28 protein-coding genes and 2 tRNA genes are annotated in these 26,427 nt (G+C 45.5%); 16 read left to right on the top strand and 14 right to left on the bottom strand.

Annotation, left to right across the window (positions count from 1 at the left end; all coding sequences use genetic code 11):
• Positions 1-5 precede the first annotated feature (5 nt).
• The 4 genes from soxX to soxA are packed head-to-tail and all read left to right on the top strand — an operon-like array spanning position 6 to position 2,039.
• A complete protein-coding gene (gene soxX, locus AOC20_RS05730) occupies positions 6-446 on the top strand; it encodes a sulfur oxidation c-type cytochrome SoxX (protein WP_215359206.1) in 441 nt (146 codons plus the stop codon).
• 11 nt (positions 447-457) lie between these two features.
• Positions 458-934, top strand: coding sequence for a SoxY-related AACIE arm protein (locus AOC20_RS05725; protein WP_215359204.1), 477 nt, complete (start codon positions 458-460; stop codon positions 932-934).
• Complete coding sequence (locus AOC20_RS05720) at positions 931-1,260, top strand: thiosulfate oxidation carrier complex protein SoxZ (RefSeq protein WP_215359202.1); 330 nt, start codon at positions 931-933, stop codon at positions 1,258-1,260. The genes AOC20_RS05725 and AOC20_RS05720 overlap by 4 nt, the downstream gene beginning before the upstream one ends.
• Positions 1,257-2,039 (top strand): sulfur oxidation c-type cytochrome SoxA, encoded by a 783-nt coding sequence (gene soxA, locus AOC20_RS05715; protein WP_215359199.1) that lies wholly within the window; start codon positions 1,257-1,259, stop codon positions 2,037-2,039. The genes AOC20_RS05720 and soxA overlap by 4 nt, the downstream gene beginning before the upstream one ends.
• Positions 2,040-2,055: 16 nt before the next feature.
• Here the strand turns inward: soxA and purU are convergent, their stop codons facing one another.
• From purU to AOC20_RS05695, 4 genes are all read right to left on the bottom strand, one after another.
• Positions 2,056-2,910 carry a formyltetrahydrofolate deformylase gene (gene purU / locus AOC20_RS05710; RefSeq protein WP_215359197.1) on the bottom strand — a complete coding sequence of 285 codons (855 nt, stop codon included), beginning with the start codon at positions 2,908-2,910 and terminating at the stop codon, positions 2,056-2,058.
• Positions 2,911-2,984: 74 nt separating this feature from the next.
• On the bottom strand, positions 2,985-3,257 hold the full coding sequence (locus AOC20_RS05705) for a hypothetical protein (RefSeq protein WP_215359195.1): 273 nt from the start codon (positions 3,255-3,257) through the stop codon (positions 2,985-2,987).
• A gap of 88 nt (positions 3,258-3,345) precedes the next feature.
• Positions 3,346-3,783, bottom strand: coding sequence for a surface-adhesin E family protein (locus tag AOC20_RS05700; protein WP_251373065.1), 438 nt, complete (start codon positions 3,781-3,783; stop codon positions 3,346-3,348).
• Positions 3,784-3,810: 27 nt separating this feature from the next.
• Entirely contained in the window at positions 3,811-6,270 is a 2,460-nt protein-coding gene (locus AOC20_RS05695) for a penicillin acylase family protein (RefSeq protein ID WP_215359193.1), read from the bottom strand.
• A 135-nt stretch (positions 6,271-6,405) separates the two neighbouring features.
• Between AOC20_RS05695 and AOC20_RS05690 the strand changes: the two genes are divergently transcribed.
• The 7 genes from AOC20_RS05690 to AOC20_RS05660 all read left to right on the top strand — a co-directional run bounded on the left by AOC20_RS05690 (position 6,406) and on the right by AOC20_RS05660 (position 14,495).
• Positions 6,406-6,494 (top strand) — tRNA-Leu (locus tag AOC20_RS05690).
• Positions 6,495-6,716: 222 nt separating this feature from the next.
• Complete coding sequence (locus AOC20_RS05685) at positions 6,717-10,343, top strand: two-partner secretion domain-containing protein (protein ID WP_215359191.1); 3,627 nt, start codon at positions 6,717-6,719, stop codon at positions 10,341-10,343.
• A 23-nt stretch (positions 10,344-10,366) separates the two neighbouring features.
• Positions 10,367-11,140 (top strand): bestrophin-like domain, encoded by a 774-nt coding sequence (locus tag AOC20_RS05680; protein WP_215359189.1) that lies wholly within the window; start codon positions 10,367-10,369, stop codon positions 11,138-11,140.
• A 2-nt stretch (positions 11,141-11,142) separates the two neighbouring features.
• Positions 11,143-11,937, top strand: coding sequence for a phosphate ABC transporter substrate-binding protein (locus tag AOC20_RS05675; RefSeq protein ID WP_215359187.1), 795 nt, complete (start codon positions 11,143-11,145; stop codon positions 11,935-11,937).
• Positions 11,934-12,767, top strand: coding sequence for a phosphate ABC transporter substrate-binding protein (locus AOC20_RS05670; RefSeq protein ID WP_215359185.1), 834 nt, complete (start codon positions 11,934-11,936; stop codon positions 12,765-12,767). Before AOC20_RS05675 ends, AOC20_RS05670 begins: the two co-directional genes overlap by 4 nt.
• Positions 12,768-12,778: 11 nt before the next feature.
• Positions 12,779-13,975 carry a TAXI family TRAP transporter solute-binding subunit gene (locus AOC20_RS05665; RefSeq protein WP_215359183.1) on the top strand — a complete coding sequence of 399 codons (1,197 nt, stop codon included), beginning with the start codon at positions 12,779-12,781 and terminating at the stop codon, positions 13,973-13,975.
• 175 nt (positions 13,976-14,150) lie between these two features.
• Positions 14,151-14,495: a hypothetical protein gene (locus tag AOC20_RS05660; protein ID WP_215359181.1), complete on the top strand. Its 345-nt coding sequence runs from the start codon at positions 14,151-14,153 to the stop codon at positions 14,493-14,495.
• A gap of 17 nt (positions 14,496-14,512) precedes the next feature.
• Here AOC20_RS05660 and AOC20_RS05655 read toward each other — a convergent pair whose 3' ends face one another.
• Genes AOC20_RS05655 through AOC20_RS05635 form a run of 5 tightly spaced genes read right to left on the bottom strand, consistent with a single transcriptional unit; the run spans position 14,513 to position 18,693 of the window.
• Positions 14,513-14,926: an ExbD/TolR family protein gene (locus AOC20_RS05655; RefSeq protein ID WP_215359180.1), complete on the bottom strand. Its 414-nt coding sequence runs from the start codon at positions 14,924-14,926 to the stop codon at positions 14,513-14,515.
• 2 nt (positions 14,927-14,928) lie between these two features.
• The gene (locus tag AOC20_RS05650; protein ID WP_215359178.1) at positions 14,929-15,621 is read right to left on the bottom strand and encodes a MotA/TolQ/ExbB proton channel family protein; all 693 of its coding nucleotides are present in this window, start codon (positions 15,619-15,621) and stop codon (positions 14,929-14,931) included.
• Positions 15,622-15,626: 5 nt separating this feature from the next.
• Positions 15,627-16,328, bottom strand: a complete 702-nt coding sequence (locus AOC20_RS05645; protein ID WP_215359176.1) for an energy transducer TonB — start codon at positions 16,326-16,328, stop codon at positions 15,627-15,629.
• Positions 16,325-17,131: a glutamate racemase gene (murI, locus tag AOC20_RS05640; protein WP_215359174.1), complete on the bottom strand. Its 807-nt coding sequence runs from the start codon at positions 17,129-17,131 to the stop codon at positions 16,325-16,327. Before murI ends, AOC20_RS05645 begins: the two co-directional genes overlap by 4 nt.
• 38 nt (positions 17,132-17,169) lie before the next feature.
• Positions 17,170-18,693 carry a fumarate hydratase gene (locus AOC20_RS05635; protein WP_215359172.1) on the bottom strand — a complete coding sequence of 508 codons (1,524 nt, stop codon included), beginning with the start codon at positions 18,691-18,693 and terminating at the stop codon, positions 17,170-17,172.
• Positions 18,694-18,880: 187 nt separating this feature from the next.
• On the opposite strand from AOC20_RS05635, the gene acs reads away from it, so the two are divergent.
• Both acs and AOC20_RS05625 read left to right on the top strand, forming a co-directional pair.
• The gene (gene acs / locus AOC20_RS05630; protein WP_215359169.1) at positions 18,881-20,854 is read left to right on the top strand and encodes an acetate--CoA ligase; all 1,974 of its coding nucleotides are present in this window, start codon (positions 18,881-18,883) and stop codon (positions 20,852-20,854) included.
• A 61-nt stretch (positions 20,855-20,915) separates the two neighbouring features.
• Positions 20,916-21,006: transfer RNA gene (locus AOC20_RS05625), tRNA-Ser, on the top strand.
• A gap of 63 nt (positions 21,007-21,069) precedes the next feature.
• Here the strand turns inward: AOC20_RS05625 and AOC20_RS05620 are convergent.
• The gene (locus tag AOC20_RS05620; protein WP_215359167.1) at positions 21,070-21,411 is read right to left on the bottom strand and encodes a hypothetical protein; all 342 of its coding nucleotides are present in this window, start codon (positions 21,409-21,411) and stop codon (positions 21,070-21,072) included.
• Between the two features lie 231 nt (positions 21,412-21,642).
• Between AOC20_RS05620 and AOC20_RS05615 the strand changes: the two genes are divergently transcribed.
• A complete protein-coding gene (locus tag AOC20_RS05615; protein ID WP_215359165.1) occupies positions 21,643-22,791 on the top strand; it encodes a hypothetical protein in 1,149 nt (382 codons plus the stop codon).
• 42 nt (positions 22,792-22,833) lie between these two features.
• On the top strand, positions 22,834-23,175 hold the full coding sequence (locus AOC20_RS05610; RefSeq protein ID WP_215359163.1) for a hypothetical protein: 342 nt from the start codon (positions 22,834-22,836) through the stop codon (positions 23,173-23,175).
• A gap of 179 nt (positions 23,176-23,354) precedes the next feature.
• On the opposite strand, the gene AOC20_RS05605 is transcribed toward AOC20_RS05610, so the two are convergent.
• The 3 genes from AOC20_RS05605 to AOC20_RS05595 all read right to left on the bottom strand — a co-directional run bounded on the left by AOC20_RS05605 (position 23,355) and on the right by AOC20_RS05595 (position 24,739).
• A complete protein-coding gene (locus tag AOC20_RS05605) occupies positions 23,355-23,588 on the bottom strand; it encodes a hypothetical protein (protein ID WP_215359160.1) in 234 nt (77 codons plus the stop codon).
• A gap of 7 nt (positions 23,589-23,595) precedes the next feature.
• Positions 23,596-23,787, bottom strand: coding sequence for a hypothetical protein (locus AOC20_RS05600; protein ID WP_215359158.1), 192 nt, complete (start codon positions 23,785-23,787; stop codon positions 23,596-23,598).
• Between the two features lie 241 nt (positions 23,788-24,028).
• Positions 24,029-24,739 carry an outer membrane protein gene (locus AOC20_RS05595; RefSeq protein WP_215359156.1) on the bottom strand — a complete coding sequence of 237 codons (711 nt, stop codon included), beginning with the start codon at positions 24,737-24,739 and terminating at the stop codon, positions 24,029-24,031.
• A gap of 118 nt (positions 24,740-24,857) precedes the next feature.
• Between AOC20_RS05595 and AOC20_RS05590 the strand changes: the two genes are divergently transcribed.
• Positions 24,858-25,829: a helix-turn-helix transcriptional regulator gene (locus AOC20_RS05590; protein WP_215359154.1), complete on the top strand. Its 972-nt coding sequence runs from the start codon at positions 24,858-24,860 to the stop codon at positions 25,827-25,829.
• Between the two features lie 251 nt (positions 25,830-26,080).
• On the opposite strand, the gene AOC20_RS05585 is transcribed toward AOC20_RS05590, so the two are convergent.
• The gene (locus AOC20_RS05585; protein ID WP_215359152.1) at positions 26,081-26,395 is read right to left on the bottom strand and encodes a hypothetical protein; all 315 of its coding nucleotides are present in this window, start codon (positions 26,393-26,395) and stop codon (positions 26,081-26,083) included.
• Positions 26,396-26,427 lie beyond the last annotated feature (32 nt).

Raw genomic sequence — 26,427 nt, 5'->3', positions numbered from 1 at the left:
TGTCCATGAGTAAGAGGATTGCACTAGCGTTTTTATTGCTAGGCATCCTCGATCTTGGTAGTGCAAACGCTCAAGTCATTACAGGGGACTCGATTTTCGAGTCCCTTTCTAATGAGCCCGGTAATGCAGTGCGGGGTAGGGCAATCGTTGCAAGTCGTCAGACGGGACTCTGTTTGTTGTGCCATAGCGGCCCATTTCCAGAGGAGCGTTTTCAGGGAAATTTAGCGCCTGATCTTAAAGTGAGTGTCGCACGTCTAAATGCAGCTCAATTAAGGGCACGTCTTGTTAATGCCGCACACTTTAATCCGCAAACCATCATGCCTGCCTATTATCAAACTAGTCATTTGAATCGAGTGGCCCCGAAATTGGTTGGTCAAACGATTTTGAATGGTCAAGAGATAGAAGATGTTATTGCTTTCTTAGTCACTTTGAATAATCCAAGTTAACTGAAATTGAGATGAAGAAAATTACACAACATCATCGACGACACTGGCTCAAGCAGGTTCAAGGTCTTGGAGTTTTAGCGATTGGCTTATGTGCAAACCCTTTAGCTGCCTTTGCCAAAAAAGAAGATGCCAATGAAGCAATTAAAAAGATCGCTGGCGGAGCAGTTATACGCACTGGTAAGGTCACCTTAACCATCCCCCCGCTGGTAGAGAATGGCAACTTGGTTGTACTCAAAGTGAGCGTTGAGAGCCCCATGACTGCTAATGACTATGTGAAAACCATTCATGTGATCGCCGAAGGCAATCCACTGCCAAATATCTTCACTGTTTATCTCACCCCACGCTCTGGAAGCGCCAATGTCACTACGCGTGTGCGATTAGCTGATAGTCAGAAGGTTTGGGCAATTGCGCAGATGAGTAATGGTAGTTATTGGCAGGGTTCTGCCGAAACATTAGTCACGCTTTCAGCTTGCACGGAGATGATATGAGTAAGACATCCCGTACATCCATTACGATGCCGACGACGGCCAAAAAGGATTCCGTTATTGAGATCCGAGCGATTGCACAACACGATATGGAGTCTGGCTTTCGCTATACCGAGAACGGCAAGCAAATTCCTCGGGACATTATTCGCACCTTTACCTGCACCTATAACAATGTAGAGGTGTTTAAAGCAGATTTCTATTCAGGTATCGGAGCCAACCCTTTAATTATCTTTACCACCGTCGCTGTAGAGTCGGGAACGCTTCAATTTAAGTGGATTGGAGATGATGGCTACGAAGCAGTCAACCAGGCACGCATTACCGTTTCGTGAATAAACAATCCTTTCGTTTTCTGAGCCGTATTTATCTCTTGATAATTACCTATTTTTTTATCGGAGTGGTAAGTGCAGCGCCACCCAAACAGCAATCTAGTTATGAATTAATGTCTCCTGAAAACAAGGCAATGCAGGATGACCCTTCATTAAACCCTGCCATGTTTTGGGTGGGAGATGGTGAAGCCTTGTGGCAGCAGAAGTTAGGCTCACAAAATAAGTCCTGTAGCACTTGTCATGGTGATGCCAAAAAATCGATGCTTGGTGTCGCGACTCAATTTCCAAAAGTGATTAAAGGTAAGCTGCAGACCTTGGAGGGGCAAATCAACCAATGTCGTGTTGGTGCGCAATCATCTCCAGCATTAGCCTATGAGAGTAAAGAGCTTCTGGCTTTAACAGCACTGGTTGCTTTTCAATCGAAAGGAATGCCAATTACGGTTAGAGAAAATTCTGCTAACGCACCCTTCATGAAAAAAGGTCGTCATTCATTTAATGAGCGCATGGGGCAACTCAATTTATCGTGCGCACAATGTCATGAAGAAAGAGCGGGCTTAAAGCTGGGCGGTAGCCTCATACCTCAAGGGCATCCGAATGCTTATCCCATCTACCGCTTGGAGTGGCAAACCATGGGATCTTTACAGCGACGCTTACGTAATTGTATGAGTGGTGTTAGAGCTCAACAATTTGAATACGGCTCTCCCGAAATGGCTCAGCTAGAGTTGTTTCTGATGTGGCGAGCAAGAGGCCTACCCCTTGAATCGCCAGGGGTAAGGCCCTAGAGCGAGTTCAATTCAGTTAGTCAGAAAAGACAACTGAAGTTGCGCCATTGATGAGTACTCGATCATGTAAGTAGTAACGTAGAGCTCTGGAGAGAACGGCGCGCTCTAAATCTCTCCCCTTGCGAACTAAATCATCCGGTGTATCGCCATGAGTAACGCGAGTAACGTCTTGCTCAATGATCGGACCCTCATCTAAATCGCTGGTTACAAAATGGGCGGTAGCTCCAATTAATTTAATGCCACGAGCATGTGCCTGGTGATAAGGTTTGGCACCTTTAAAACTAGGCAGGAATGAATGATGTACGTTGATGCAGCGACCGGAAAGTTTGGACGACAAATCATCAGACAAGATTTGCATGTAACGCGCCAAGATCACCATATCCACTTTTGAATCTGCAATGATTTCTAGGAGTCTGGCTTCTTGAGCAGGTTTGGTATCGGGAGTGACTGGTAAATGGTAGAAGGGGATATCAGCAAAATCGATGCTGGCATAGACTTCGCGAGGATGATTAGAAACAATGCCGCAAATAATCATAGGTAATTCGCCAATACGCCAGCGATACAGAAGGTCTACCAAGCAATGATCCAGCTTGGAAGCCATGATTAATACGCGTTTGAGATCTTTAACTGCACGCAAATCCCAAGTAAGTTCAAAACGCTTTGCAATTTCCAGAAAGCCTGCTCTGAGAGTTTCTGCGTTTGCAGGGCAGCTAAAGCTGACGCGCATAAAAAAGCGTTTCGAAGCTTTGTCGTCAAATTGTTGAGCTTCTTCAATGTCCCCGCCTAGTTCAAAAATATAGGTAGAAACCGCAGCAACGATGCCAGGTTTATTGGGGCAGGTGAGGGTGAGATAGTAGTTTTCGGTAGTCATAGTAAGTCGTCAGTAGCTTGCGTAGTAGTTGTGATTTTAGACTGTTATGTCATGCATCGGGTTAGGCGAGAAACTTATTGTTTAGCAGTTTCTGTTGATAAGTCTGCGGGCCCAAAAAAGGGCTGACTATTATCGGTAATTGTTGGTAGAACAATATCGACACAAATGGGTTTAGAGCCAAGTACATTAAAGAAGCTGCATTCCTTTTTGGTGGCTGCAGATGCTGCGTGCTCCAGCGGGGACTTGCCTGTAGTAGCGGTAGAGGCAAGGCTTGCTGCGGTTCCTGGATTCGCTACAGCAGCGGTGCCAACTGCACTGGCCGCTGCTGATCCTGAACTGCTGAGCATTGCTAGAGGGGCAGCACATGCTGTCAAAAACCCTAATGCGCAGCTGAAAAGACCCCAGCGAACTAGGGTCAATTGCAGAGATAGAAATTTACTTGCTGCGGCACGCAACGTTAAATACCCCAGCAGCCCATGAGCCATTTGGAATGGCTTCAAAAACGCTATCAGGAGTCTTTTGATCGGCTACTACTTTACCTTTGCCGCGATTACCGGTGAATACCTTAAATTCAATCGGACGATATTTTCCAGTACTGCAGTCATATTCATTCAGACCAATAATTGAATTCACATTTTCTTTGGTTTGGGGATCTTGACCTGGTTTCTTGAAGTCCAGCATTGACATTATCTGAGCAAGATTGTCTTGGGTTTGTAGGGTGGCGGTATCCACAAAGACTGTGGATTGATCATTTTGACCAATTTCTTGCCAAGCAGCAACTGCATTACCACTAGTTAATAATGCGGCTGAAATGGCAAGCAGAGAGGTAATCGATTTCATGGGGATTAATTCCTTGGTAATGACGATTGACATTGATATGGCATTTTAAACAGCTGTAGTTTACTTATTCAGCAATTCTAGCTGGCGATTACTCTTTTCGGGCTTCATCTGCAAGGGTAGATATTCATTATTTGCCCAAAGAGGGTTCATATTGCGATACAGCTTACTTTGCACCCATCCAGATTGACCTGTTTGATAGATAAAGAGTGATTTTTCAAGATCTGACAAATCAAAGACTGTCCTTAGGCTTGGAGCTTGAAGAGTCTCGTAAGGATTTTTCGACTGCATGAGCTCTAAGCGCCCGACGTTGATAGAAAAGCCATCTCCCGGAAAGGGTGTCTTGATATTGAAAAGGCTTCCGAGCAGGGGCACCTTGCTAAAGGGGCGATGCTCCGAAATAGCAGTATGCGCCTTACCCCAAGACCATGCTTTGGGATCGTCGCCATACTCTTTGCTCAAGTAGTCCAAAGCTTTATCAAGTGCCTGATTGGAGGAGTCTTGGCATGATTCGATCTGTTCAGTTTTGGGATCATCGCACCATGGGCTATTGGAGTTTTTAACTTGATTGAGAAGTGGCGCACGGTAATTACGGGTCCCATAGTTTTCAGAAAACAAATAACCCAATCTATTGAAAAGATTGCGCGTGAGTTGATCGGCCCAAGCATTAAATAAAAGAGCAGCAGCGCTATCTACTTTCATATCACCATCAAAACCTCTGCCAATCTCCATTGCTTTGGCGCTTAATGGATGTGCGCCTTGGCTGGATTTAAATAGCTCTAGTAGTGGTGTGGCTGCAAGCGATAAGGTATCCGCTTGCATGGTTTTCATATCAACGATGGAATGAATATTTTTAGATTTGATGAGGTCAACAATCCGGTCATAGCGTGTTGGCAGCTCCCAATCACCCGTTAAAGGATTGGGATCATTGACTGCAATGATTTTTTGATTGGCAGTCGCAATCCATCCTTGCTCAGGATTATTGCTTGCAGGAAGTTGCTCAAAAGGAACATAGCCATTCCAATCGTATTGACGCTCCCAGCCGGGCGCTGGCGCCACCCCGTACAAGCCATGATGTAGCATTCTTTTGGGTGCAACCCCAGCTGCCTGGTAGGCGATGTTGCCTTCAGCATCTGCCATGACGACGTTTTGCATTGGGGCGTAATTTTTGCGTAATGCTTGCTTAAATTGATCGAGATCAGTTGCTCGATTCATATCTAGTAAGCCAACGACTGATTGATTCTCAATATCCAGCGCTGTCCAGCGTAGAGCAAGGACGAAGCGATCTGCATCAATCGTACGCTTCGCTCGCGCGTGAGAATCTGAGATGACGGGACCGTGCCGAGTTTCCTTCACCAGAAAAGTCAGTGAAGGAGATCCTTTAATGTCGATGATCTCTTGATGAACTTTGAAGGGGAGTGGGCCATCTGGACCACGATACATGCCCGGATTCTTAGAATCAATTTGCTCTATATATAAGTCTTGAACATCGGGCCCTGTATTGGTAAAGCTCCAGGCAAACTTATCCGTTCTTCCCAAAACCACCCCGGGTATGCCGGGTAGGGTACCGCCCATCACATTTAAGCCGGGAGCTTCGAGATGGGCAAAGTACCAGATGGCCGGTGCAGACAGCCCTAGATGAGGATCATTGGCGAGCAACGGCTTGCCAGTGCTACTGAGTTTTCCGCTTAGGGCCCAGTTATTTGAGCCTATGCCATCTTTGCCACCCATTTGCTCCCACTGACTTAATTCAGTAGCGGGTAAATTTTGCGGCTTGCGTTCTGCAGGACCTGGCGTTGGATGAAATACCTTCATCTCTTTATAAAGCTTGGCAAAATCCATATTACTCACTGGATCGCCTGGTTCATTAGGGGGCGTTACTTCCCAGACTTGTTTCGTTGTGAGGTACTGAGATAGTTCAAGTCTTTGCAATTCCTTCTGCCAATTACCGCCAAGGTCATAAGCCATCATCAGCATCCAGGCAACGCTGTCCGTTGGCGACCAATGACCCGGCTTTGATCCCGTCAAAAAATACTCTACTGGAAGAGCCCATCCTAATTGAGCATTGCCAGCATTTACACCATCAGCATAGGCTTGTAATAATCGTTTGGCAGAAACTGGGTAACGATCAAATTGACGTTCAGCTGCACGCTTGATACCGAGCGTGCGTACAAATCGATCTATCTTGACTGTGTCATTTCCTAATATTTCTGAGAGTCGTCCGCTTGCAATACGGCGATTCATCTCAAGTTGCCAGGAGCGCTCACTAGCATGAATGTAACCTAAGGCAAAGAAGGCATCCGCCTGACTTTTTGCTTTGATGTGAGGAATATCAACCTCATCAAAACTAATCACCACTGAATCGCCAAGACCCTTGATTGCGCGCTTACCGGAGATATTCGACTGAGCGAAATAGAGGTAAGCCAGGGAAGCAGCTACGCAGATCGCAAGACTCAAACCAAGAAACCACAGACTAAGCTTTAAAAGCTTGCCATAGCCAGTTGATTTTCTCGGATCATTCATCAGGATATTTTAGTTACTTTAAGAGGGCCTTCCATGGAGCTTGGGGTAAAAAGGGGTCCAAGGGTTCATAAAGGGCTTGCGTGCTAAAATCTTTCCTGTCTTGATTTATTTAGCACGGCTTTATTGTTAGTGCGAGCCCGAGTGGTGAAATCGGTAGACACAGCAGATTTAAAATCTGCCGACTCAAAAAAGTCGTGCCGGTTCGATTCCGGCCTCGGGCACCATTTCTTCTTCCAATTTCTACCCTTTTTAGTGTTTGGACCCTCATATTTGGTCCAAGACGCTGCTTTTTGGGGTTAATCCCTGTAAAATCAAGGCATTAAGTTGCTAATTGGATGCTTTTGATCGATTTTTCTAGGATTTCATCCTCGCGCTTTCTTCTTGTTAATTCTGACTCCCTTTCTTCTGTAGTTAGGGCTGTATCAAGCCTTTCTTTTTTTCTGTGCGTGCTGCCTGGCGTTGCCCAAGCAGCCCCTCCAACCCCAGCACCAAACGCACTACCCACCAACGGGCAAGTTGTCGCTGGTAGCGCTGCAATTGCACAAACCCAAACTGCCAACTCCGCAACAATGAATGTGAATCAACATTCGCAACGTGCGGTTATCAATTGGGATAGCTTTAATGTTGGTAAAAATGCTACCGTGAATTTCAATCAACCTAATGCAAATTCAGTAGTGCTTAATCGTGTCACTGGTGCAAGTCAATCTATGATTGATGGCGCTGTGAGAGCCAATGGACAAGTTGTTTTTGTTAATCCGAATGGTGTTACTTTCGGCAGAGGTGCTGAAGTGAATGCTGCGGCTGTAGTGGCCTCAACTTTAAATATAGCCAATCAAGAGTTTATGAATGGCATGATGAACTTTAAGGATGATGGTTCTGGGGTTGGTAGCAAAGCTGGCAAGATCATCAATAAGGGAACCATTCAAACCAACCAAACAGATCCGACCAGTTCTGAGGGGGGCTTTATTGCCTTGCTAGCGCCTGAAGTCCGTAACAATGGCTATCTACTGGCGCAGAAGGATGGTGCTATTGCACTTGCCTCAGGCTCTCAAATTACACTAAGGATTCAGGGCCAAAGTCTTCTAGCAATTAAGGTTGATCAAGGTGTTTATAACGGACTGGTTTCCAATAAGCACGTGATTGAGGCGCCAGGCGGTTTGGTGGTAATGGCTGCAGGAGCTGCAAACCAACTGATGGCCTCTGTCATCAAGAATACTGGCGTGATCAGCGCTTCATCTGCGATTAATAATGGCGGTGTGATTGAGCTCGTTGCCGCTAAGATCACGCAGGCCGGTACCGTAAGCTCTAATAGCCAGGTGTCTAACGGTGGGCAAATTAACCTGGTTGGCAATGACATCACTTTAGCCGCTAACTCTGCCACTACAGCAACCGGAGCAACGGGTGGTGGACAAGTGAATATCGGCTTAGCAAGCACCCAAATTACTGGCGGTACGCAAGTGAATCGCCAGAACAATCAACTATCAACGGATACTAATGCAGCAATAATTAAGGACCTTGCCGATCAAGCTGCCATAAGTAAGCAGTTAGCCAAGACCGTGACCATCGAGCAAAATGCCACGATTGATACCTCTGCTACGCAACAAGGCAATGGTGGTCCTATTGGTATTTGGTCGGAGCTTAAAACAACCGTTGCAGGTATTCTCAAATCTGTAGGCGGACTCTTAGCGGGTAATGGCGGCTTTATTGAGACTAGCTCTAGTGGGTATGTGAGTCTGGCGCCTAGTGCCAGCATCAATACCAGTGCGACAAACGGACGGGTAGGTTCTTGGTTGCTGGACCCAGTTGATCTATTCATTAATGCCGCTACCGCCAATATTATTTCGAACGCCTTATCCAATGGGAATGTCACTATTGCAGTGAATGCATATACCACTTCATGTAGTTTGGGTATTTGTATTTTGAATGGCAGTGGTGCAATGACCATCGATAGTGGGGCTCATATTCTCAAGGCCGGCACTAACTACACTACATTGACGCTTAGTGCTGCAGGTAATTTTCTACTGAATGGCAGTATTACCGGTCAAAACTTGGATGTTGTTATCAACTCGTCGATTGCGTATCTGGGTGTAGGGTCTTCAATTGATGCTTCAAAGGTAACAATTCAAGCGCAGACAATCATCTCTTATGGCAGGATTCAGACAAGCAACTACTTGTTTGGTGGCGCTGGTACTTTAGGTAATGCGATCGAGCTTTTGGCGCAATCTATTTTTATCTCTGGCGCTCTGAGATTAAACGTCAGCTCACCGCTCGTTCCTGCAACTATTCCAACTCCAGTAGATTTGAATTCGCTTGCCGGTAATTTGGGTGTGAATAGGATTTACTACAGTACCGCTGCGAATGACCCTTCGATACTGATCGTTTCTGAAGCATCACAGGCTGCCAGCAACGTGATCAAATTAACGGGCATCCAATTAACTGCGGGTAGCTATACAGTGGTAGGTTTAGAAGGTACGTCAGAGGTTCTGGCTAACGGATCGACGGGCGGTTCTATTTATTTAAGTGCTACCGATATTTACACTCGGTCGGGTAGTTTTTTGCAAGCAAATGGAACTGTTGGTGCTGGCGGACTGATTGATATGGTGGCTGACAACATCACATTAGCGGGAAATGTCACAGCTGGTGGAGTGGGTTCGGGTAATGGTGGGGCAATTTCATTGATTGCCAATACTGGCACCATAGACTTGCGTGGCGGTATTCTGGGAGCTAATTCAGTTGTTGGTACTGGCGGCACAATTTACGCCGAGGTATCAGGGATATCAACCATTTTTGCTGATAATGCATTATCAGCGGGTATGCCTAGTTCAAGCTTTGATTTAAGTAACGTTCTATTTATCAGGGAGCGGACAAATTCAGCCGCCTCTGGTTCCTTGAGTTTGGGTTATCAAATTCTGAATGCATCTGGTACTGAGGTAACTCTAGGTACAGGAAGCTACGCAAACTTATCGATTGCAGGCACGCCAAGCTACTCTAGTAACGGCAGCACTATCACCAATACCATTGGAGTGGGTAGTTATTCCAATCTGAAGGTCAAAGGTTTAACTCTGAGCGGCGCTGATTCCGGTCAATTTTTATTGGTATCTATACCTGTTCAACTGAATGTAACGAGTCCGCTGCCTGCTGCCTCAGCTACAACAATTACAACAGCTACAAACATAGCTCCATCTCCACCGCCTCCACCTCCGCCTCCACCCCCACCAGCGGCTGCATTTACTTCGCCCCTGGCATTACCAAGCTCAGCTAAACCTGAGACTTCATCTTTGCTTGCTCCGATGGTTGCGCCTCCGCCACCGCCTGCGTCCACGAGTGCAGGGGGGTCTGCTACCGGAGGAGATGCTGGTAGCGCGCCAAAGAATGTGAAGCCGCAGCCTTTGGTTGTATTGTCTGATGGCAGTATTCAACTTACACCAACGGCAGCACCCGCTCCGCCGCCTCCAGCAACAGGAGTTGTTTCTTCCAATACAGCTGCCAATAAGCCTGTGCCACCTCCAGCTGCTGCAAAACCACCGCCTGCAAATCGTTCGACTTCTGGCAAAGATGGCGCTAACAACAATAGTAATGAGGCGAAGAGGAGTGGATCCGTTAAAGATGGTGTGGATAAGGCAGATTCAAAAGATAGGTCTGGTAAAGCAGCCATTGCACCTTCTAAGTACGTTAGCAAATATGCCAAGGGATTTAAAGAAGGCGATAAGCCTGCACCTAAGGATGCGTCTAATAAGGTGGCGGCTGGTACTAAAGCAAGCCCGCCAAGAGAAGGTAAATACGCAAATCGAATTAATGCCATGAATAATAATCCGGCCGCCTTTGCAGCGATGAGACAAAATCCATTTGCAGGAAATATCTCACCATTCCCGCCAGGACCTGTACTTCAGCCAGCCCCAATACCAGTGGTTTTAAGAGGTGGGGATAGCCTTGTGCAGTCTTATGATGATGTGCCATCTATCCGGAATTCTGGGGTGGTAAACGTTGCGCGTTCACGTAACTCAGAAAACTACCATCAAAGCCTAGAGTCAGTAAATCTGATGTCTACTTTAAATTTATTTATCATCCGCTAATTGACTTAAGATTATTCATATAAATGATTGACTATTTACACACGCTTCCTAATATCGCCATTGGACTCAGCATTATGTGTGTGGGATTATTGTTATCGACTGCAATCCCTTGTTACATTCGCTGGAAATACAAATTAAATCCAGATGAGCATCTTGCTAAAGGCGCCGAAGAGGGGTTTAAGCTATTTACCTCGATCACACTATTGCTTATTGCCTTCTCTTTAGTACGCGTTCAGGGCGACCACCGTAACGTTGAGGATCTAGTGTCTCGCGAAGCAGCTCTCATGTTTAAGTTAAACAGATCATTGGCAGCTTTTGGGGGTGCTAATGCTGCTGAGCTTCAAGGGGATCTAAAAAATTATGCTAGTGCTGTAGTAGATGATGAATGGCCACTCATGGCCAAGAATCAAAGAAGCGAAGAAGCCTCCAATCTATTAACGGATCTAACACAGGGGATAAGACTTTTAGACCCTAAAAATTCTGTGCAACAGATGGCCAGAGCTGAAATCGTGACGACCTTAAATCAATTATCTGATGTAAGAGAGGCGCGCCTCTCGGCATCAAGACTTCAGCTCCCCTCCTATTTGTGGGATGCGTTAGCCGTTTCAGTCATATTGCTCATTATCTTTGGGTGGCTTCAAAATCCACTGCCCAAAATGGTTGCTTATGTCGGGGGTGTGACGATTGGCGTATCGGTGCTATTTACATTAGTCATAGCTCTTGAAGGATTATTTGTAGGCGAGAGCCAGGTTACGCCTGCGGCCATCATTCACGTTCTGCCGTCTCTGGGCTCTTGACGATGTCGAATAAGTCCTCTGATTTAAAGGGTGTGCATTTCATACAACTGCGTGGCTCATCTACAGTGATGAAGTTAATGCAACATATTGGGATGCAATATATGGATGAGCACCCCAATATTCACCTGCCGCTATTGGGTGGTGGCACTGCAATGGGGTACAAGTCTTCGCTAGATGGAACTGCTGATATTGGCATGGCATCTGGACAAATGCCGCCTAATATTCAGCTATGGGCTCGTAAACATAAGCGGAAGATAGATGAAGTCACTATTGCTGCCGATGATATTGCTGTCATTGTGAATCCAGCTAATCCTATTAGCCATCTCAGTTTTGAGCAGTTACATGATATTTTTACTGGGAAAATTACCTCTTGGAGTGCATTAGGTAAATATTCTGGACAAATTAATGTAGTGAGTCATGATCCCCAGTTGGGCACCTACGAGTCCTGGAAGCGTCAAGTTGCTGGTAAGGATCACATTACCTTGAGCGCAAAAATAGTCACTAGTCTCAAAGATCTGATGCAGCTTATGGAGTCTGATCCATTTGCAATTGGATATGTTGGTGCTACCTTCTTAGGCAAGGAAAAGGTAAAGCCTTTGGCGATTGATGGGGTTCTGCCAGCTTATTTAAATACTTCGCAGCGTGATTATCCAATTCGTTATCAATTGCAATTACTCATACAGCCTAATGTAAATAAAGAAATAAAAGACTTTATTGCCTATTGTTTGGATCCTAAAAAAGGCCAAGTGATCGTCAAGGAAATGGGTTTAGTGCCTTTGGTGGGTAAATCATCATGAATCGCCGTCAATTACTGCGCAATATTGGTATCGCTGCTGGTGTTGGTGGCGCCGCACTCGCTGGCTTAATTGCCTATCCTTACCTCATTACTAAAGCTCGAAAAGAGTTAATGATTTCTGGGTCAGTTGCAGTTTCTCGTTTTGTGGCTTTGCTAGTTCCACCGTTCATTCAGATGCACCCGCATGTCAAAGTGGCTACTGAAGGAGGGGGCTCTTTCGCTGGCCTAGTCGCCTTGGATAATGGCGGAATTGATTTAGCAATGATGTCTAGAGATTTAAGTTTTGAAGAATTTAATCTTGACCTTCATAGTAATCTTATAGGTATTGAGGGTATAGCGATTGTGGTTCACCCGAGTTTGAATATCAAAAGCATTAGCGTAGAGCAGTTAGGTCATATCTTTGAAGGGTCGATTGTCAATTGGAGTCAACTGGGTGGACCTAATCACAAGATTAATGTTCATAGTAGGGGTGAAGGCTCAACTACACGTGCATTTGTTGAGGATATGATTTTGCGAGGCGCTAAATTTATTCGGGATGCGAAGGTTTCTGATAGCGCCATTAGCCTTGCGGGTTCTATCTCTGAAGATCCATATGGCATCGGATATTTGACTAACAAAAATCTCAATGATCAGGTGAAAGCGCTTGCTATTAATGGTGTTGAGATAAGCGATAAAACACTATTATTAAAGCTTTATCCTTTAAGTAGAGATATGTTCTTGGTACATAAGAATTCTGCCAGTCCGACGGCTAAAGATTTTGTGCGCTTTAGTTTAAGTGCTGCAGGCCAAGCAATTTTTACTAAACACGGCTTAACGCAAGTTTCTGGATAGGTCGCAAGTTCATGGAAAATTTACCTAACGACGCTGAGCGGATCCTATTTAAAGGTCTAGATTGGCTCCGTAGCAAACACCATATTCGGAAAGGCTTGGCGATTCTCCTGATTGGGTTGCTACTTGGCTTGGCGGCTAAATTTGCGTATGACTTGTATCCCCGTAGCTATGAATTAACTATTAGTGGTGGCGGTATGTTGACTAAGAGTCATCACCTCGCCAAAGTATTGCAAGAAGAAGCCAGTCGCCGTAATGTCTCGCTGACAATTGTCCCTACGACAGGTTCCTTTCAGGCCCTCAATGATTTAAACGACGGCAGGTTAGATCTTGCGTTTGTGCAGGGCGGTATTGATCCGGTTGGCTATGATGAAGTGCGGCAGGTAGCATCAATTGCACCACAGCTGATTCAGTTTTTAGTGAAGGGGGATGTTAAGAAAATTAATGACATCCGCGGTAAGACTATTAATTTGGGTGAAAAAAATGGTGGCCCCAGTATTGTCTCCAATCAAATACTTCGTTTTTCAGGATTGGTTCCTGAGGTAGATTATGTAGAGACCAACTATAGCGATGAGCAATTGTTGGGTATGAAAAAGGATAGGTTACCCGACGTCATTGTTCAGGTTTCTTATGCACCATCAGCTACAGTGGATTTCTTAGTACAAAAACGGGGATACCAATTATTAGAAATGTCTTTCCCGCCATCCCTAGCGCTGCGGATGGGTTGGGTTGCTGACGCGAAGATATTGGCATATATGTACCAGATTTCACCGCCAGTACCTTCTACCGATATTCGGGTAGTTGGCGTGAATCTCAATCTATTGGCTAATAAAGATGTTGATCCCCATGCGATCGCTGCATTGTTGCCGGTTTTATATAGTCCTCAGGTTGCCTCGCGATTTAACTTTCCGATTCTGGAGGACAAGATGCTGACGCCTTCTGGTTTTCCGATTTCTGATGGAACAGAAACGTACATTGCCAGTAAGCAACCTTTTATGACGGCGCAGATTATTGACCAGATTAAAGGTATCTTTGGCTTAGTCATGTCGCTTTTATCTGTAGCCTTGGTAGTCTTTAAATGGTTTAAGGCGCCCGACGACACCCAGACCGCGATTTCAGATGATGATGACGCTGATCCTGAGAATGATGATGGGGTGAGTGTTTCAGAGCATGTGAGCAATATCACTAGTACCATTTCTAAACTAGATTAGCGTCTATACCTCTATCAGCACTATGCTTGACCCCCTTTATGTAGCATCAATTATGAAATTTCTGAAACTTATATTTTGCGCTTGCGCAGCGTTATCTTCTTTTGCCGCATGGGGCGTTGATGTCCTTGAATTTCACTGCAAGCGTACGGAAAGAGGTTACACCGAAGAGTATGAAATGAAAATGATGCTTGCGTCGGGCAACCAAAAAGCAAAGGTATTTTTAGATGGTCGCGACTTGGATCAGTCGGATGCCTTTGGATCGCAAGTTGTTAAAAGTATTACTCTTGCACGTCCTAATATATTGGTATTGATCGAGGCGAAGTTTGAACCGGAAGAAGTGATGGGGGTCTCTTATCCTGCGGGGAATGTAATAACGAACATTACGCTTGATCCTGTTACCGGTAAGTTTAAGAAGGTGGAGAAAATACAAGGTGGCATCTTGGGTGCAACAATCGGGAATGGCACCCATACAAGCGATGAGACTTGTCTTCCCTCAAAAGCGCCTTATAAGATTAAATAAGAGAAGTCTCTCCAAGCTTAGTTTGGCTCGGTCACAAAACCTAATTTTGTCAGGCCGGCACGACGAGAAGCGGCTAGCACTTGCGCAACATACTCATACTTGACTGACTTATCAGCGCGCAGATTAATTTCTGGTTGTGGCTCCTTTTGAGCTGCTTTCTCCGCATAGCCATCAAAGGTTTTTAAATCAATGGCGGTGCTATTCCAGAAGATCTGACCGTTAGCGTCAATCGACAGCTGAACTGACTCAGGCTTGACCTCATTGCGAACGCTATTAGCCTTAGGAAGCTCCACTTTTACGGCCTGCTGAATTACTGGCAAAGTGATGATGAAAATAATCAACAGCACCAACATGACGTCTACCATAGGCGTCATGTTGATTTCCGACATAATACTGTCGTCGTTTTGGTCGTCTTGAATATGAAAAGACATGACTATTCTCCGGAGTTAACGCGCGCACCAGTGACGAAGTAGGCTAATAGATCATTGCCAAAACGATTGAGGTCGGCAACAAATAATTTATTGGCACGGTTAATTGCGTTAAAGCCAAGTACTGCAGGGATTGCTACGGCTAAGCCGAGTGCAGTCATGATGAGTGCTTCGCCAATTGGACCCGCTACTTGATCAATTTGAGCGCTTCCAGAGCTGCTGATAGAGATTAGCGCGTGGTAGATGCCCCATACAGTGCCAAACAAACCAATAAATGGCGAGATAGCACCAGTGGATCCAAGGAATGTAAGTCCCTTTTGCAGTCCAGCGGCAATATTGTCAACACTATTTTTAACGCTTCTGGCCATCCACTCAGAGTAGTTGAGTGTTTGCAGAAGTTCACGGTGGTTAGTGGATTGATTCTGATGATGCGCTGATGCCTTGGTTGCCGATTTAGCAATTTGAAAGTAAGGATTGGACGCTGGATGACTAAATGCCTGCATACCTTGATCAAATGAAGTAGCCCGCCAGAATACCTCCAGCTCTGGTTTGAGTTTGCGAAGGTTGCGTAAATCCCAAAGTCTGGTTAGCAAAATAACCCAAGTCACGATTGAGCAAGTGAGGAGGGCGATTGCCACAAAGCGGGTTATCGCATCACCCTCAAGCCAGAGATTTGCTATGCCAAATGGAGTATTCATATTGATTAATTCTTGAGATTAAATTTAATTAAAAGATTAGTGGAAATTCTTTGGGGTGATCCATTTACTAAAAAAGGTTTGAAGCGGTAGCGTTTGCCAATCTCAGTAGCGGCACGATCCAGTCTTGGAAAAGAACTAGATTGCAGTAATGCCACATCCTCTACGTTACCGGTTTCATCAATAATTAATCGAACTACTACAGGACCTTGTTCGCCAGAGCGCTTGGAAAATGATGGGTAGTAAGCATCCGCATCTGGCTGATAAACCACAACTAGTTTACCAATGTCGGTCTGAATCGGGGTTCCGCTTGCGCCACCGCTAGTTGAGGGGGCTACAGCTGCATTTTGCGACTGAGATTGAGATGGGGACTCAGATTTACTTTGGGCCTGGTTTTGTTGTTGGGGGGTCTGCTGAGCCTGAGTTGGACTAGGCTTCTCTGAGGGCTTTTCTTTAGGCTTTTCCTTTGCTACTTTCTTCTCCTCTTTGGGCTTTGGAGGAGTAGTAGCCGGAGGCTGTTGAGTCTTGCTAGCCTCAGGACTGACAAGGTTGGCCATGACGCGTGCATCATCTATTTTGGGCGGGCGCTGACTGAAGTTTAAAAACTCTAGCGCAGGTAGAGCATGCAGCAGCAATACGATGCCAATGATGATGCGTTCTGTCTTATTAAACGGTAGATGAGCATCTAATTTTTTTAGAAAGGGACTCATCGAACTTCACCCAAGAACTGTGCTTTTACTAAATGCGATGCAAGGTCTGCAGACATTAAGTCTTGAGCCATTGATAAAAGCAGATTTTCATTTTTACTGCTGAGCAATAGTACTGATCCGAATTCAGAATTGCTGTCGCTGGGCTTAAGGATGTCCAGCTGTCTTCTTAACTGCCTTACCACTGCATCGCTAGTATCAATCAGCGTGATGGATTCACCGAGAAGTTTACGGATGGCTTTTCTAAGGAAAGGGTAGTGGGTGCAACCAAGCACTAAGGTGTCAGCACCCGCATCCTGAATTGGTTCTAGATGTCCGGCTAATAACTCGAGAGTGGCTTCGCTATCCGCTTTCCCTGACTCTATTAGCGGAACCAATCCTGCGCCAGCTTGTTTGATGAACTGGCAATCATTTGGCAGAGTGTTTAATAAGGCATTAAATTTATCGCTCTTGAGGGTTGCCTCGGTAGCGAGAACGCCCACGATATTATTTTGGGATTGCATAGCTGCAGGCTTAATGCCTGGCTCAACCCCAATAATCGGAATTGCTATCTCAGTGCGAATTTGTTTGATAGCTTCCGCAGTTGCAGTATTACAAGCAAGCACAATGGCATCACATCCTTTACCTGCTAGATATCTGCAAAGGGATAGGCTGCGAGCCGCAATCCATTCACTAGATTTTTCGCCATAAGGTGCGTTTGCCGAATCTGCAAGATAGATGTAGTCATGCTGGGGTAGCTGGCGCAGAGCCTCATCCAGTATGGATAAGCCTCCTACGCCAGAATCGAAAACCCCTATAAGTGCCAATGTCGCCTATGCTTACTCAGTAATTACTAATTGAGTTATTACGCAATCTTGACTGGAATGCCGGCAATTTTTGCTTGCCACTCTTTAGGTCCGGTCTCATGCATCGAGATACCTTCAGAATTCACAGCAACAGTCACGGGCATATCCTTAACATCAAACTCGTAAATTGCTTCCATGCCCAAGTCGGCAAATCCAACAACCTTAGAGGTTTGAATTGCCTTGGAAACTAAATAAGCAGCACCACCAACAGCCATCAGGTAGGCTGACTTATGTTTCTTGATAGCTTCAATTGCTATTGGACCACGCTCTGCTTTGCCAATCATGGTGATTAAGCCAGTCTTTGCAAGCATCATCTCGGTGAACTTGTCCATACGGGTTGCAGTAGTCGGTCCAGCCGGTCCAACCGCTTCGTCGCGCACTGGATCAACCGGTCCAACATAATAGATTGCGCGATTCTTAAAGCTTACTGGCAGCTCTTCACCTTTGGCGAGCATATCCTGAATGCGCTTATGAGCGGCATCGCGCCCAGTCAAAATTTTGCCATTCAGCAATAATGTCTCACCCGGTTTCCAGCTGGCCACTTCTTCAGCTGTAAGAGTGTCCATGTTCACACGTTTTGATTTTTGAACATCCGGGGTCCAGGTAACGTCTGGCCAGTCCGAGAGAGAGGGCTTTTCTAACTTAGCGGGACCATCACCATGCAAGTGGAAATGTACGTGGCGTGTTGCTGCACAGTTGGGGATCATGGCAACTGGCAATGAAGCCGCATGGGTTGGATATTCCATAATCTTGATATCGAGAACAGTAGCTAAACCACCAAGACCTTGCGCACCAATACCAAGCTTGTTTACTTTGTCGTAGATCTCTAAACGCAGTTCTTCTGCACGAGTCTTGGCGCCACGAGCAATCAGATCTTGTATATCCACTGGACCCATCAGAGATTCTTTTGCCATCAACATGGCTTTTTCTGGAGTGCCACCAATGCCGATGCCCAAGATGCCAGGAGGGCACCAGCCGGCACCCATTGTTGGTACAGTTTTGAGCACCCAATCTACGATAGAGTCAGATGGATTGAGCATCACCATCTTGGCTTTGTTTTCGGAGCCACCACCTTTGGCAGCACAAATGACTTCAACATCATCGCCAGGAACGATTTCGTAATGAATTACAGCAGGGGTGTTGTCGCCAGTATTTTTACGTTTGCCTGCTGGATCGGCTAAAACTGAAGCGCGCAACATATTGTCTGGATTGAGGTAGGCGCGACGTACGCCTTCGTTCACCATTTCACTAACGCTCATCGTTGCATCGGGCCACTGGACATTCATACCAATCTTCAGAAATACAACCGCAATACCAGTGTCCTGACACATCGGGCGGTGACCTTCTGCGCACATCCGGCTATTGGTCAAAATTTGCGCAATAGCATCCTTAGCCGCTTCGCCGTGTTCGAGCTCATAAGCCTTACCCATGGCAGTAATAAAGTCCTTAGGGTGGTAATAAGAAATAAACTGAAATGCGTCGGCAACGCTTTGAATCAGGTCGTTTTGTTTGATATTTGTCATGGTTTTTGGCTTATTTCCACATTATTAGTAAGGTTTGCCCTATTTTAAGGGTTTGCCATAGAGCAAATCCCCAGTGTTTTCACTTATCTTCTAGGGTCTTGAGGGTGTAAACCTGTCATTTTGCGACATTTTCTCGCATTTGTAGTTGATTTTAGATTATTGATTATTTGATAGAGGGCTGTGAAGCATGGAACCATTAAAGCAAGAAAACCGCGTATTTAACCCACCTGCAGACTTTGTAAAGAGCGCGGCCATTCCAGGCATGGAAGCCTATAACAAGCTTTGTGCTGAAGCAAATGCAGATTACGATGGTTTCTGGGGTCGTCTTGCTAAAGAAAACCTCTATTGGAAAAAGCCATTTACCAAGGTATTGGATGAGTCCAAAGCGCCTTTCTATAAATGGTTCGAAGATGGCACAACCAATGCTTCATATAACTGTTTAGATCGCCAAGTTGAAGCGGGTCTAGGTGATAAAACGGCCATCATCTTTGAAGCAGATGACGGCACCGTTACTAAGGTAACTTATAAAGAGATGCTCGAGCGCGTTTGCAAAATGGCAAATGCACTGCGCAAGATGGGTGTCAAGTCTGGCGACAGCGTCATCATTTACATGGCAATGACTATCGAAGGCATTGTTGCCATGCAAGCCTGTGCCCGTATCGGCGCAATTCACTCTGTAGTGTTCGGTGGCTTCTCTGCTCAAGCTTTGCGCGATCGCATTATGGACGTTGGCGCCGTTGCAGTCATTACTGCTGATGGACAGTTCCGCGGCGGCAAAGCATTGCCATTAAAAGCCATTTGCGACGAAGCACTGTCTACTGGTGAGTGCCCTAAGGTTAAGCATGTAATCGTAAGTAAGCGTACTGGTACTGATGTCACGATGCAGGCAGGTCGCGACGTTTGGATGCAAGAAATCGTTGCTAATGAAGCAACTACTTGTGAGCCAGAGTGGGTAAGCGCTGAGCACCCATTATTTATTCTTTATACATCAGGTTCAACTGGTAAGCCAAAGGGTGTTCAACACTCTACGGGTGGCTACCTCTTGTGGGCAATTCTGACCATGAAGTGGACCTTTGACATTAAGCCAAACGATGTGTTCTGGTGTACTGCTGACATTGGTTGGGTAACAGGCCACTCTTATATTACTTATGGCCCACTCGCAGTAGGCGCTACTGAGATCGTATTTGAAGGCGTTCCTACCTATCCAAATGCAGGCCGTTTCTGGGACATGATCCAAAAACACAAAGCATCTATTTTTTACACAGCGCCAACAGCAATTCGTTCATTGATCAAAGCATCTAGCAACGATCAAGCAGTGCATCCAAAGAGCTACGACTTATCTTCACTGCGCCTCTTGGGTTCGGTTGGTGAGCCAATTAATCCAGAAGCCTGGATGTGGTACTACGAAAATGTTGGTAACTCCAACTGTCCAATCGCTGATACTTTCTGGCAAACCGAAACTGGTGGTCATATGATTTCACCATTACCAGGTGCGACACCGATGATTCCAGGCTCTTGCACATTGCCATTGCCAGGGATTCAGGCAGCGATTGTGGATGAGGCGGGTGTTGATGTGCCGAACGGTCAGGGCGGAATCTTGGTTGTAAAGCGTCCATGGCCTTCGATGATTCGTACGATTTGGAATGATGCAGATCGTTTTGTGAAATCTTATTTCCCAGAAGAGTTGGGTGGCACTTTGTATCTGGCAGGTGACGGTGCAATCCGTAATAAAGATACTGGCTACTTCACCATCACTGGTCGTATCGATGACGTATTGAACGTTTCCGGCCACCGCATGGGAACCATGGAAATTGAATCTTGCTTAGTTGCTAATCCATTGGTTGCAGAGGCAGCAGTAGTTGGTCGTCCTGATGAACTGACTGGTGAAGCGATTTGTGTATTCGTAGTTCTTAAAGGCGGTCGCCCAACAGGCGAAGAAGCTAAGAAGTTGGCTACCGAATTGCGTAACTGGGTTGGCAAAGAGATTGGTCCGATTGCTAAACCGAAGGACGTTCGTTTCGGCGATAACTTGCCTAAGACCCGTTCTGGCAAGATCATGCGTCGTCTCTTGCGTGTGATTGCTAAAGGCGAGGAAGTGACTCAAGATACCTCCACTTTGGAAAATCCACACATCTTGGATCAGCTCAAAGAGTCTCTCTAAACGCCCAAAACAGGCATTTGAGGCTAAACCCTTCCGGCAATCGTATAATTGATGGCTGTACGGAAGGGTGGATGAGCGGTTTAAGTCACACGCCTGGAAAGCGTGCGTAGGTTAATAGCCTACCGCGGGTTCGAATCCCGCCCCTTCCGCCAGTAGCACCCTGAGAGCCCCTATCCATGGGGCTCTTTCTTTTTGAGGGCTTTCTACCCACCATTCTACCCACCAGCAAAACATTGCCTAGATTTGGATTTAGATGGATGGGAAACTTCCCTGCAACGCATGGCAAGATACGCATAGATATCAAAGGAAGGCAGGTTTTCGGCGCCGTTTATAGCTGGAACATCCCCATAGCTTAAAAAAGCAGTTTCGAGCCTCTCAGGCACTATAAATGCGTTGATGGGGGATTGAAGAAAGTCGTCCACAACCTTCTTGCATGCGTCGATAGCCTCATCCAGTTTGTCAAACTCCCCGATGCGTACCCAAGGACCCAGCTTACTCTTTCTGAAGTCGCTGTAAACACCAACGCTAAACGGTTTTGATAAGTGCATTACTTCCATGGCTATCCCCTAAGTTTTCGGCTGGATTGTTAGCTTAACCTTAGGGGATGCCCATGTTTCAATTGGTGGATTGTATCGGCGGAGATCGAACTAAACGCCATTTTGTAGCCCAAAATCATATGGTTACGTGCCATCAAAAAGGTACGAATTTCAAAGAGTGCCCCCAAAAATACCCCCAGATTTCATTCGTACAATTTGATAAATTGTCTTCATATTCTGGAGGGGTTGGCGATGGAAAGAGAATCATACACACGCAGTGAAATATACGAACTTCTGTGGACTGAGCCGGCCACTAAGGTTGCGCTCAGGATTGGACTCTCCGATGTTGCCCTTGGCAAGTGGTGCAAGCAGTACGGTGTACCTAAGCCGCCATTAGGCTATTGGGCTAAGCTGGAGCATGGGAAGGTAACAGGAGAGAGGCCTCCATTAGAGCCTTGGTGGAACGAACATGATCCCCTGATCCATGTCCGCACTCGGGATAAAGCAATCATGGAGGCTAGGCTAAATAAGCCTGCTGAGCCTATTCCAGTTGTAGAGGTTTACAAGGGCAATAAATTCCATGAAGAGATCGAGAAGACCTTCAAGGACTTCCAGATGGAAAACCATTCCAAATTTGGAAGATCAGAATCTAAAGCTGGCTTTGATGTCCAGATTGGTCCACATAGCGTTCCACGGGTAAAGCGAATACTTCAGACCCTCATCAACGAATTCACCTCTCGCGGTTATCGGTTGGGTGGCTATCGTAAATATTCAAATGCGGAAGTTACTGCATTTAAGAGGGATGACGATGTAGTGACAATTGAGTTTTATGAGGTAAGTACTAAACCGCCTAAGCCGATGAAGAGAAAAAGCAGTTGGAGTAGTGGTGGACACACTCACTCATACATGATGGATATTGACTACATTCCATCTGGAAGGCTAGAGCTAAGAATTCGCCATAACGATATATACGGCTGGAAGATTGTTAAAGATTCTGAAAAGACCAGCGTTGAGGAGCAGCTTGGGAAATTGATAAATCTCATTTCTGAGCTTTCATTTGATGCCAAGATAGCGAGAGTGGAGCGAGAGGCTAGTGAGGCAAGGGAGCAGGCAGAGCGCAAGCGCCTAGCCGACATTAAATGGGCTCGGGAGGTAGAAGCCTGGAAATGGGGTCAGCTCAAGGATGCAGCAGAGCGCTGGAATGAATTGGCCGTGCTTAGAGAGTTTGTAAAAGCCATAAAGGGCAATAGGGTTGTGAGACGTAAAAACAAAGAAGAGCTAGGCGGTTGGATAAGTTGGGCGCAAGAGCAAGTTAACGCGAGGGATCCGATTTATAAGGTGGCAAGCGGAATGAGTTTGCCTGGACAGAATGAGCCCATTAGAGACGATGGATTTGAATAAGGTATTCCCAGCACGCCCTCAGGAAAGAATTATTATTAATGCATGAATGATCTTGAGTATGTTGGAAAAATAAAAGGTATGAAAACTCTCAAGCAGATAATTGAGAGTAAAGAGGTCGTACCCGCTTCGCAGTTGGCAAAGAACAAGGCCGCTGCAGAGGCCCAAGAGAAGGCCTTCGAGGAGGTCATCAGATCAGAGGAATCGCACCGTAAAAGCAAGATCTCCACAGGCAAGGTGGAGGGCGCGATTATTGGACTCGAGAGCCCTTTATCGAGTAACTCTCGAAATTATTTGGCGCAGGTTTTAACGCTACCTAGTGAAATATGGATAGATGGATCTTGGATCATCATCCTTAGGAAGTCCTCCAGGGGGAACCCATATTGACTTTAAATGTAGATATTCAGAAAACGCCGAAATCTCCCCACACTTCTTGCATGCCTTTAAGTCTGTGGGCGCAAACCAAGCATCGTATGGCATTGAAATACTAATTGATGAATAGTTTGACTTGACATGAATTTGGTTGCACTTTGGGCATTTATAAAGCTCATATGAACCTACGCGAGTCATTTCGATAACCTTGGTTTCAATATTTTGACCTTATCCAATGGATTACCACGGTGATCTAGTCCGAGGCTATCAAAGAGAGCCTTGTTTCTCTCCTGCGCTTGACGAAGTTTCATTAACACCTTGGTCGCTTCAATCTTCTCCTGATTTGTTAGTGTTGATTCATTCATCGCATTGCGCCAAGCTAGCACCAAAGGGCTAGTCATTTTAGTTGTTAATTTCGGATTATTCATTTTGAGTTTATTTTTTCAGATGCCCATCATGACCAAGTCCAAGAGTGTCAAAAAGAACTTTATTTCTATCTTGAATCTTCCATAGCCTAAGCAACACTTTTGTTGCATCAATCTTTTCCTGCGTAGTCAAGTTAGACGTTTCTAACTTTTTTAGCCAAGCATCTGCTGCTCGCATTTTAGGTTTTTGGTGCTCAGTCATTTGAAAATAATAGAAACTTACTTTAGTCAATTTGCATCATTTAAGTTCTGGATCCAGCACGACTATCTACGCTGCTGGAATATGGAAAGGCGACTCGCTTTCCGCCAAAATTAGAATAGGTAACTTGGTGTTGCCAGTACGACTATTGACACTACTGGCACAAGGCTGAAGGTGACACAGCTCGCTTCAACAACACGCTTTATTCTGCCACTGTAATGAGCTAGCAGCAAGTCACATCTAATTAAAACTTATACCCAACACCAACTAATAGATTTACAGCGTTGGCACTGATGGTTGTAGTCTGTGTTGCCCTATATGTTCCGCTTGTAGCTGAGTCATTAAATGAGAGATTGCTATAGCTTGCATAATTAACTTCACCGAAGCCGTATAAACCAGCGGTTATAAATTGCTTATAACCAACCCCTAATGAGTAACCAGTCAAATTACTAGTGGTTGAGTTACCCCCGCTGTACTGTGATTTAACTGAAGCCCCTGTGTAACCCACCTTTCCATAAAGCAAGCCATCTTTGCCAATTGGTGTCGCTGGCGACAAGAAAATATTATATGAATTTTCTTTGTTGTATTGACCATTGATGGTACCTAACGTTGCATTGCTGCCGCTAAAATTCGCCTTTGAGCCTGCAATTGGTGAGTACTCAGCACCAAGGCCGAGTAAGAAATCTTTTGTGATTGCAAAGTTATATCCAGCTGTTACTGTCCCAGCAAAGCTATTTGAATTACTTACGCTTGATGAAATAGGTAGGCTTGCAACTGGTGAACCATTATTCGTAATGTTAATGTTTCCATAACTAAGCGATGGTGCGACTGATTCATAGCCAATGCCAACTTGACCAAAAAATCCATCAAATGTGGTTGATTGGGCCTGGGCACTCCCAATTGAGGTTGCAGCGATACTGGCAGCCAATACTGTATATAAACGCAGCTTTTTCATAATGAATCCTTGTGTAGTTGATTAAGAATTCATTGTTGATCTGAGCCAGAGTCACCCCATGAGACTATGCTTATAGAAAATAATATTAATTACAAATGTTGCATTTATGGGAATGGCAATGGATAGAACCGAGCGCTTTTATAAGATTCAAAAAATGCTTAGTGATCGTAAATTGGTGACTACCGAGCAATTTTTAAAAGAGCTGGAAATCTCGAGAGCAACATTTAGACGTGATTTGGAGTATCTACGAGATCGTTTGGGCGCGCCAATTGCCTGGGATTCTGACTTGGGTGGATACGTATTACAAAATACTCCCGGAGAGAACCTAAGCGCTCTTCCAGGTCTATGGCTTAACGAGTTTGAGATTCATTCCCTACTTTCGGTGATTGAATTACTCCGCAGCATTGATCCGGAAGGCTTGATTGGGTCACAAGTAAACCCCATTCGCGAGAGACTGGAAAAGCTCCTGGAGAAGGGGGATTATTCAGCCAGAGAGGTATCGAGAAGAATTCGAGTAACAACGCTTGCAAGGCGAAATACGCCAACTAAATTCTTTGAAGTTGTTGCCCATGGCTTACTGGCTAGGAAGCGACTGCAAATCACGCATTACGGCAGGCAAGACAATCAGTTAACAGAGCGGGAAATTTCGCCGCAGCGATTGGTTTATTACCGAGATAACTGGTACTTGGATGCCTTTTGCCATAATAAGGATGATTTAAGAACTTTTGGTATGGATGCTTTGGAGGCTGTAACTCTATTGGATAAGCCAGCGGTATCCATTGAGGAGGCTGATTTAAGAGCTGAGCTTGAATCTGGTTATGGGATTTTTGCCGGCACTAAACACCAGATTGCCAAACTAAAATTTAGCCCCTTTAGGGCAAGATGGGTAGCCAGGGAAGTATGGCACCCAGACCAAAAGGGCGAGATACAAGATGACGGTTCATTCGTCTTAAGCATTCCCTATAGCGATGAGCGTGAATTGCTATTAGATATCTTGAGGCAGGGCGCGGATGTCGAGGTTCTGGGCCCCAAACCCCTAAGAGATGCGATCAAAACCAGATTAATGGCAACTATGAAGATTTATGACTAGCTGGAAAAATACTTTCTAAAGTAGAGCCGTCTCCAGCTGACGGTCTCGGAGGCTTGATATGTTTCTGAGGTCAGGAATTCAGGCCTTTGACTTAGTAAGGCATATTTCCTAGCAGCCTTAGATGAGGGTGCGCCAGCAATAACTGCAGCGTCTATCGTGGCCTTAACAATAAAGGGCTCAAAATGCGCGCCAACACCATAGATCTGTAAGGGTAGGACAAGGCTAAGGATAATTGCACTAGACAACATGGTCTATCTCTTTGATGGTGTGTAGCCAATACGGTTGCCACTGTTATCAAAGTAGTTGGTCACCCCGCTGGGGGCTTTTACCTCATAACCAATGCGATTCCCTGTGTTGTCATAAACCCCATTTTTAGAATTAACGTTGTATTGACTGTTATCCATGTTGTAGGGACTATTGCGCATGTTGTACGGTGAATTCTCCATATTGAACTGGCTGTTTTCCATGTTGTACGGCGAGTTCTCAAGAGTCATGACTTGTGCTTGGGATGGGAGGGGAAATAGCCCCAAGTGAGTGGCTAGCAGTAATAAATGTAGATATTTCATATAAGTGTCTTTGGGTGGCCATTTTTAGAGAT

The organism is Polynucleobacter ibericus, from assembly GCF_018687955.1.
GTDB classification, from domain to species: domain Bacteria; phylum Pseudomonadota; class Gammaproteobacteria; order Burkholderiales; family Burkholderiaceae; genus Polynucleobacter; species Polynucleobacter ibericus.
Note: the sequence above shows the minus strand (reverse complement) of the source record. Positions and strands in the feature narration are given on the sequence as shown.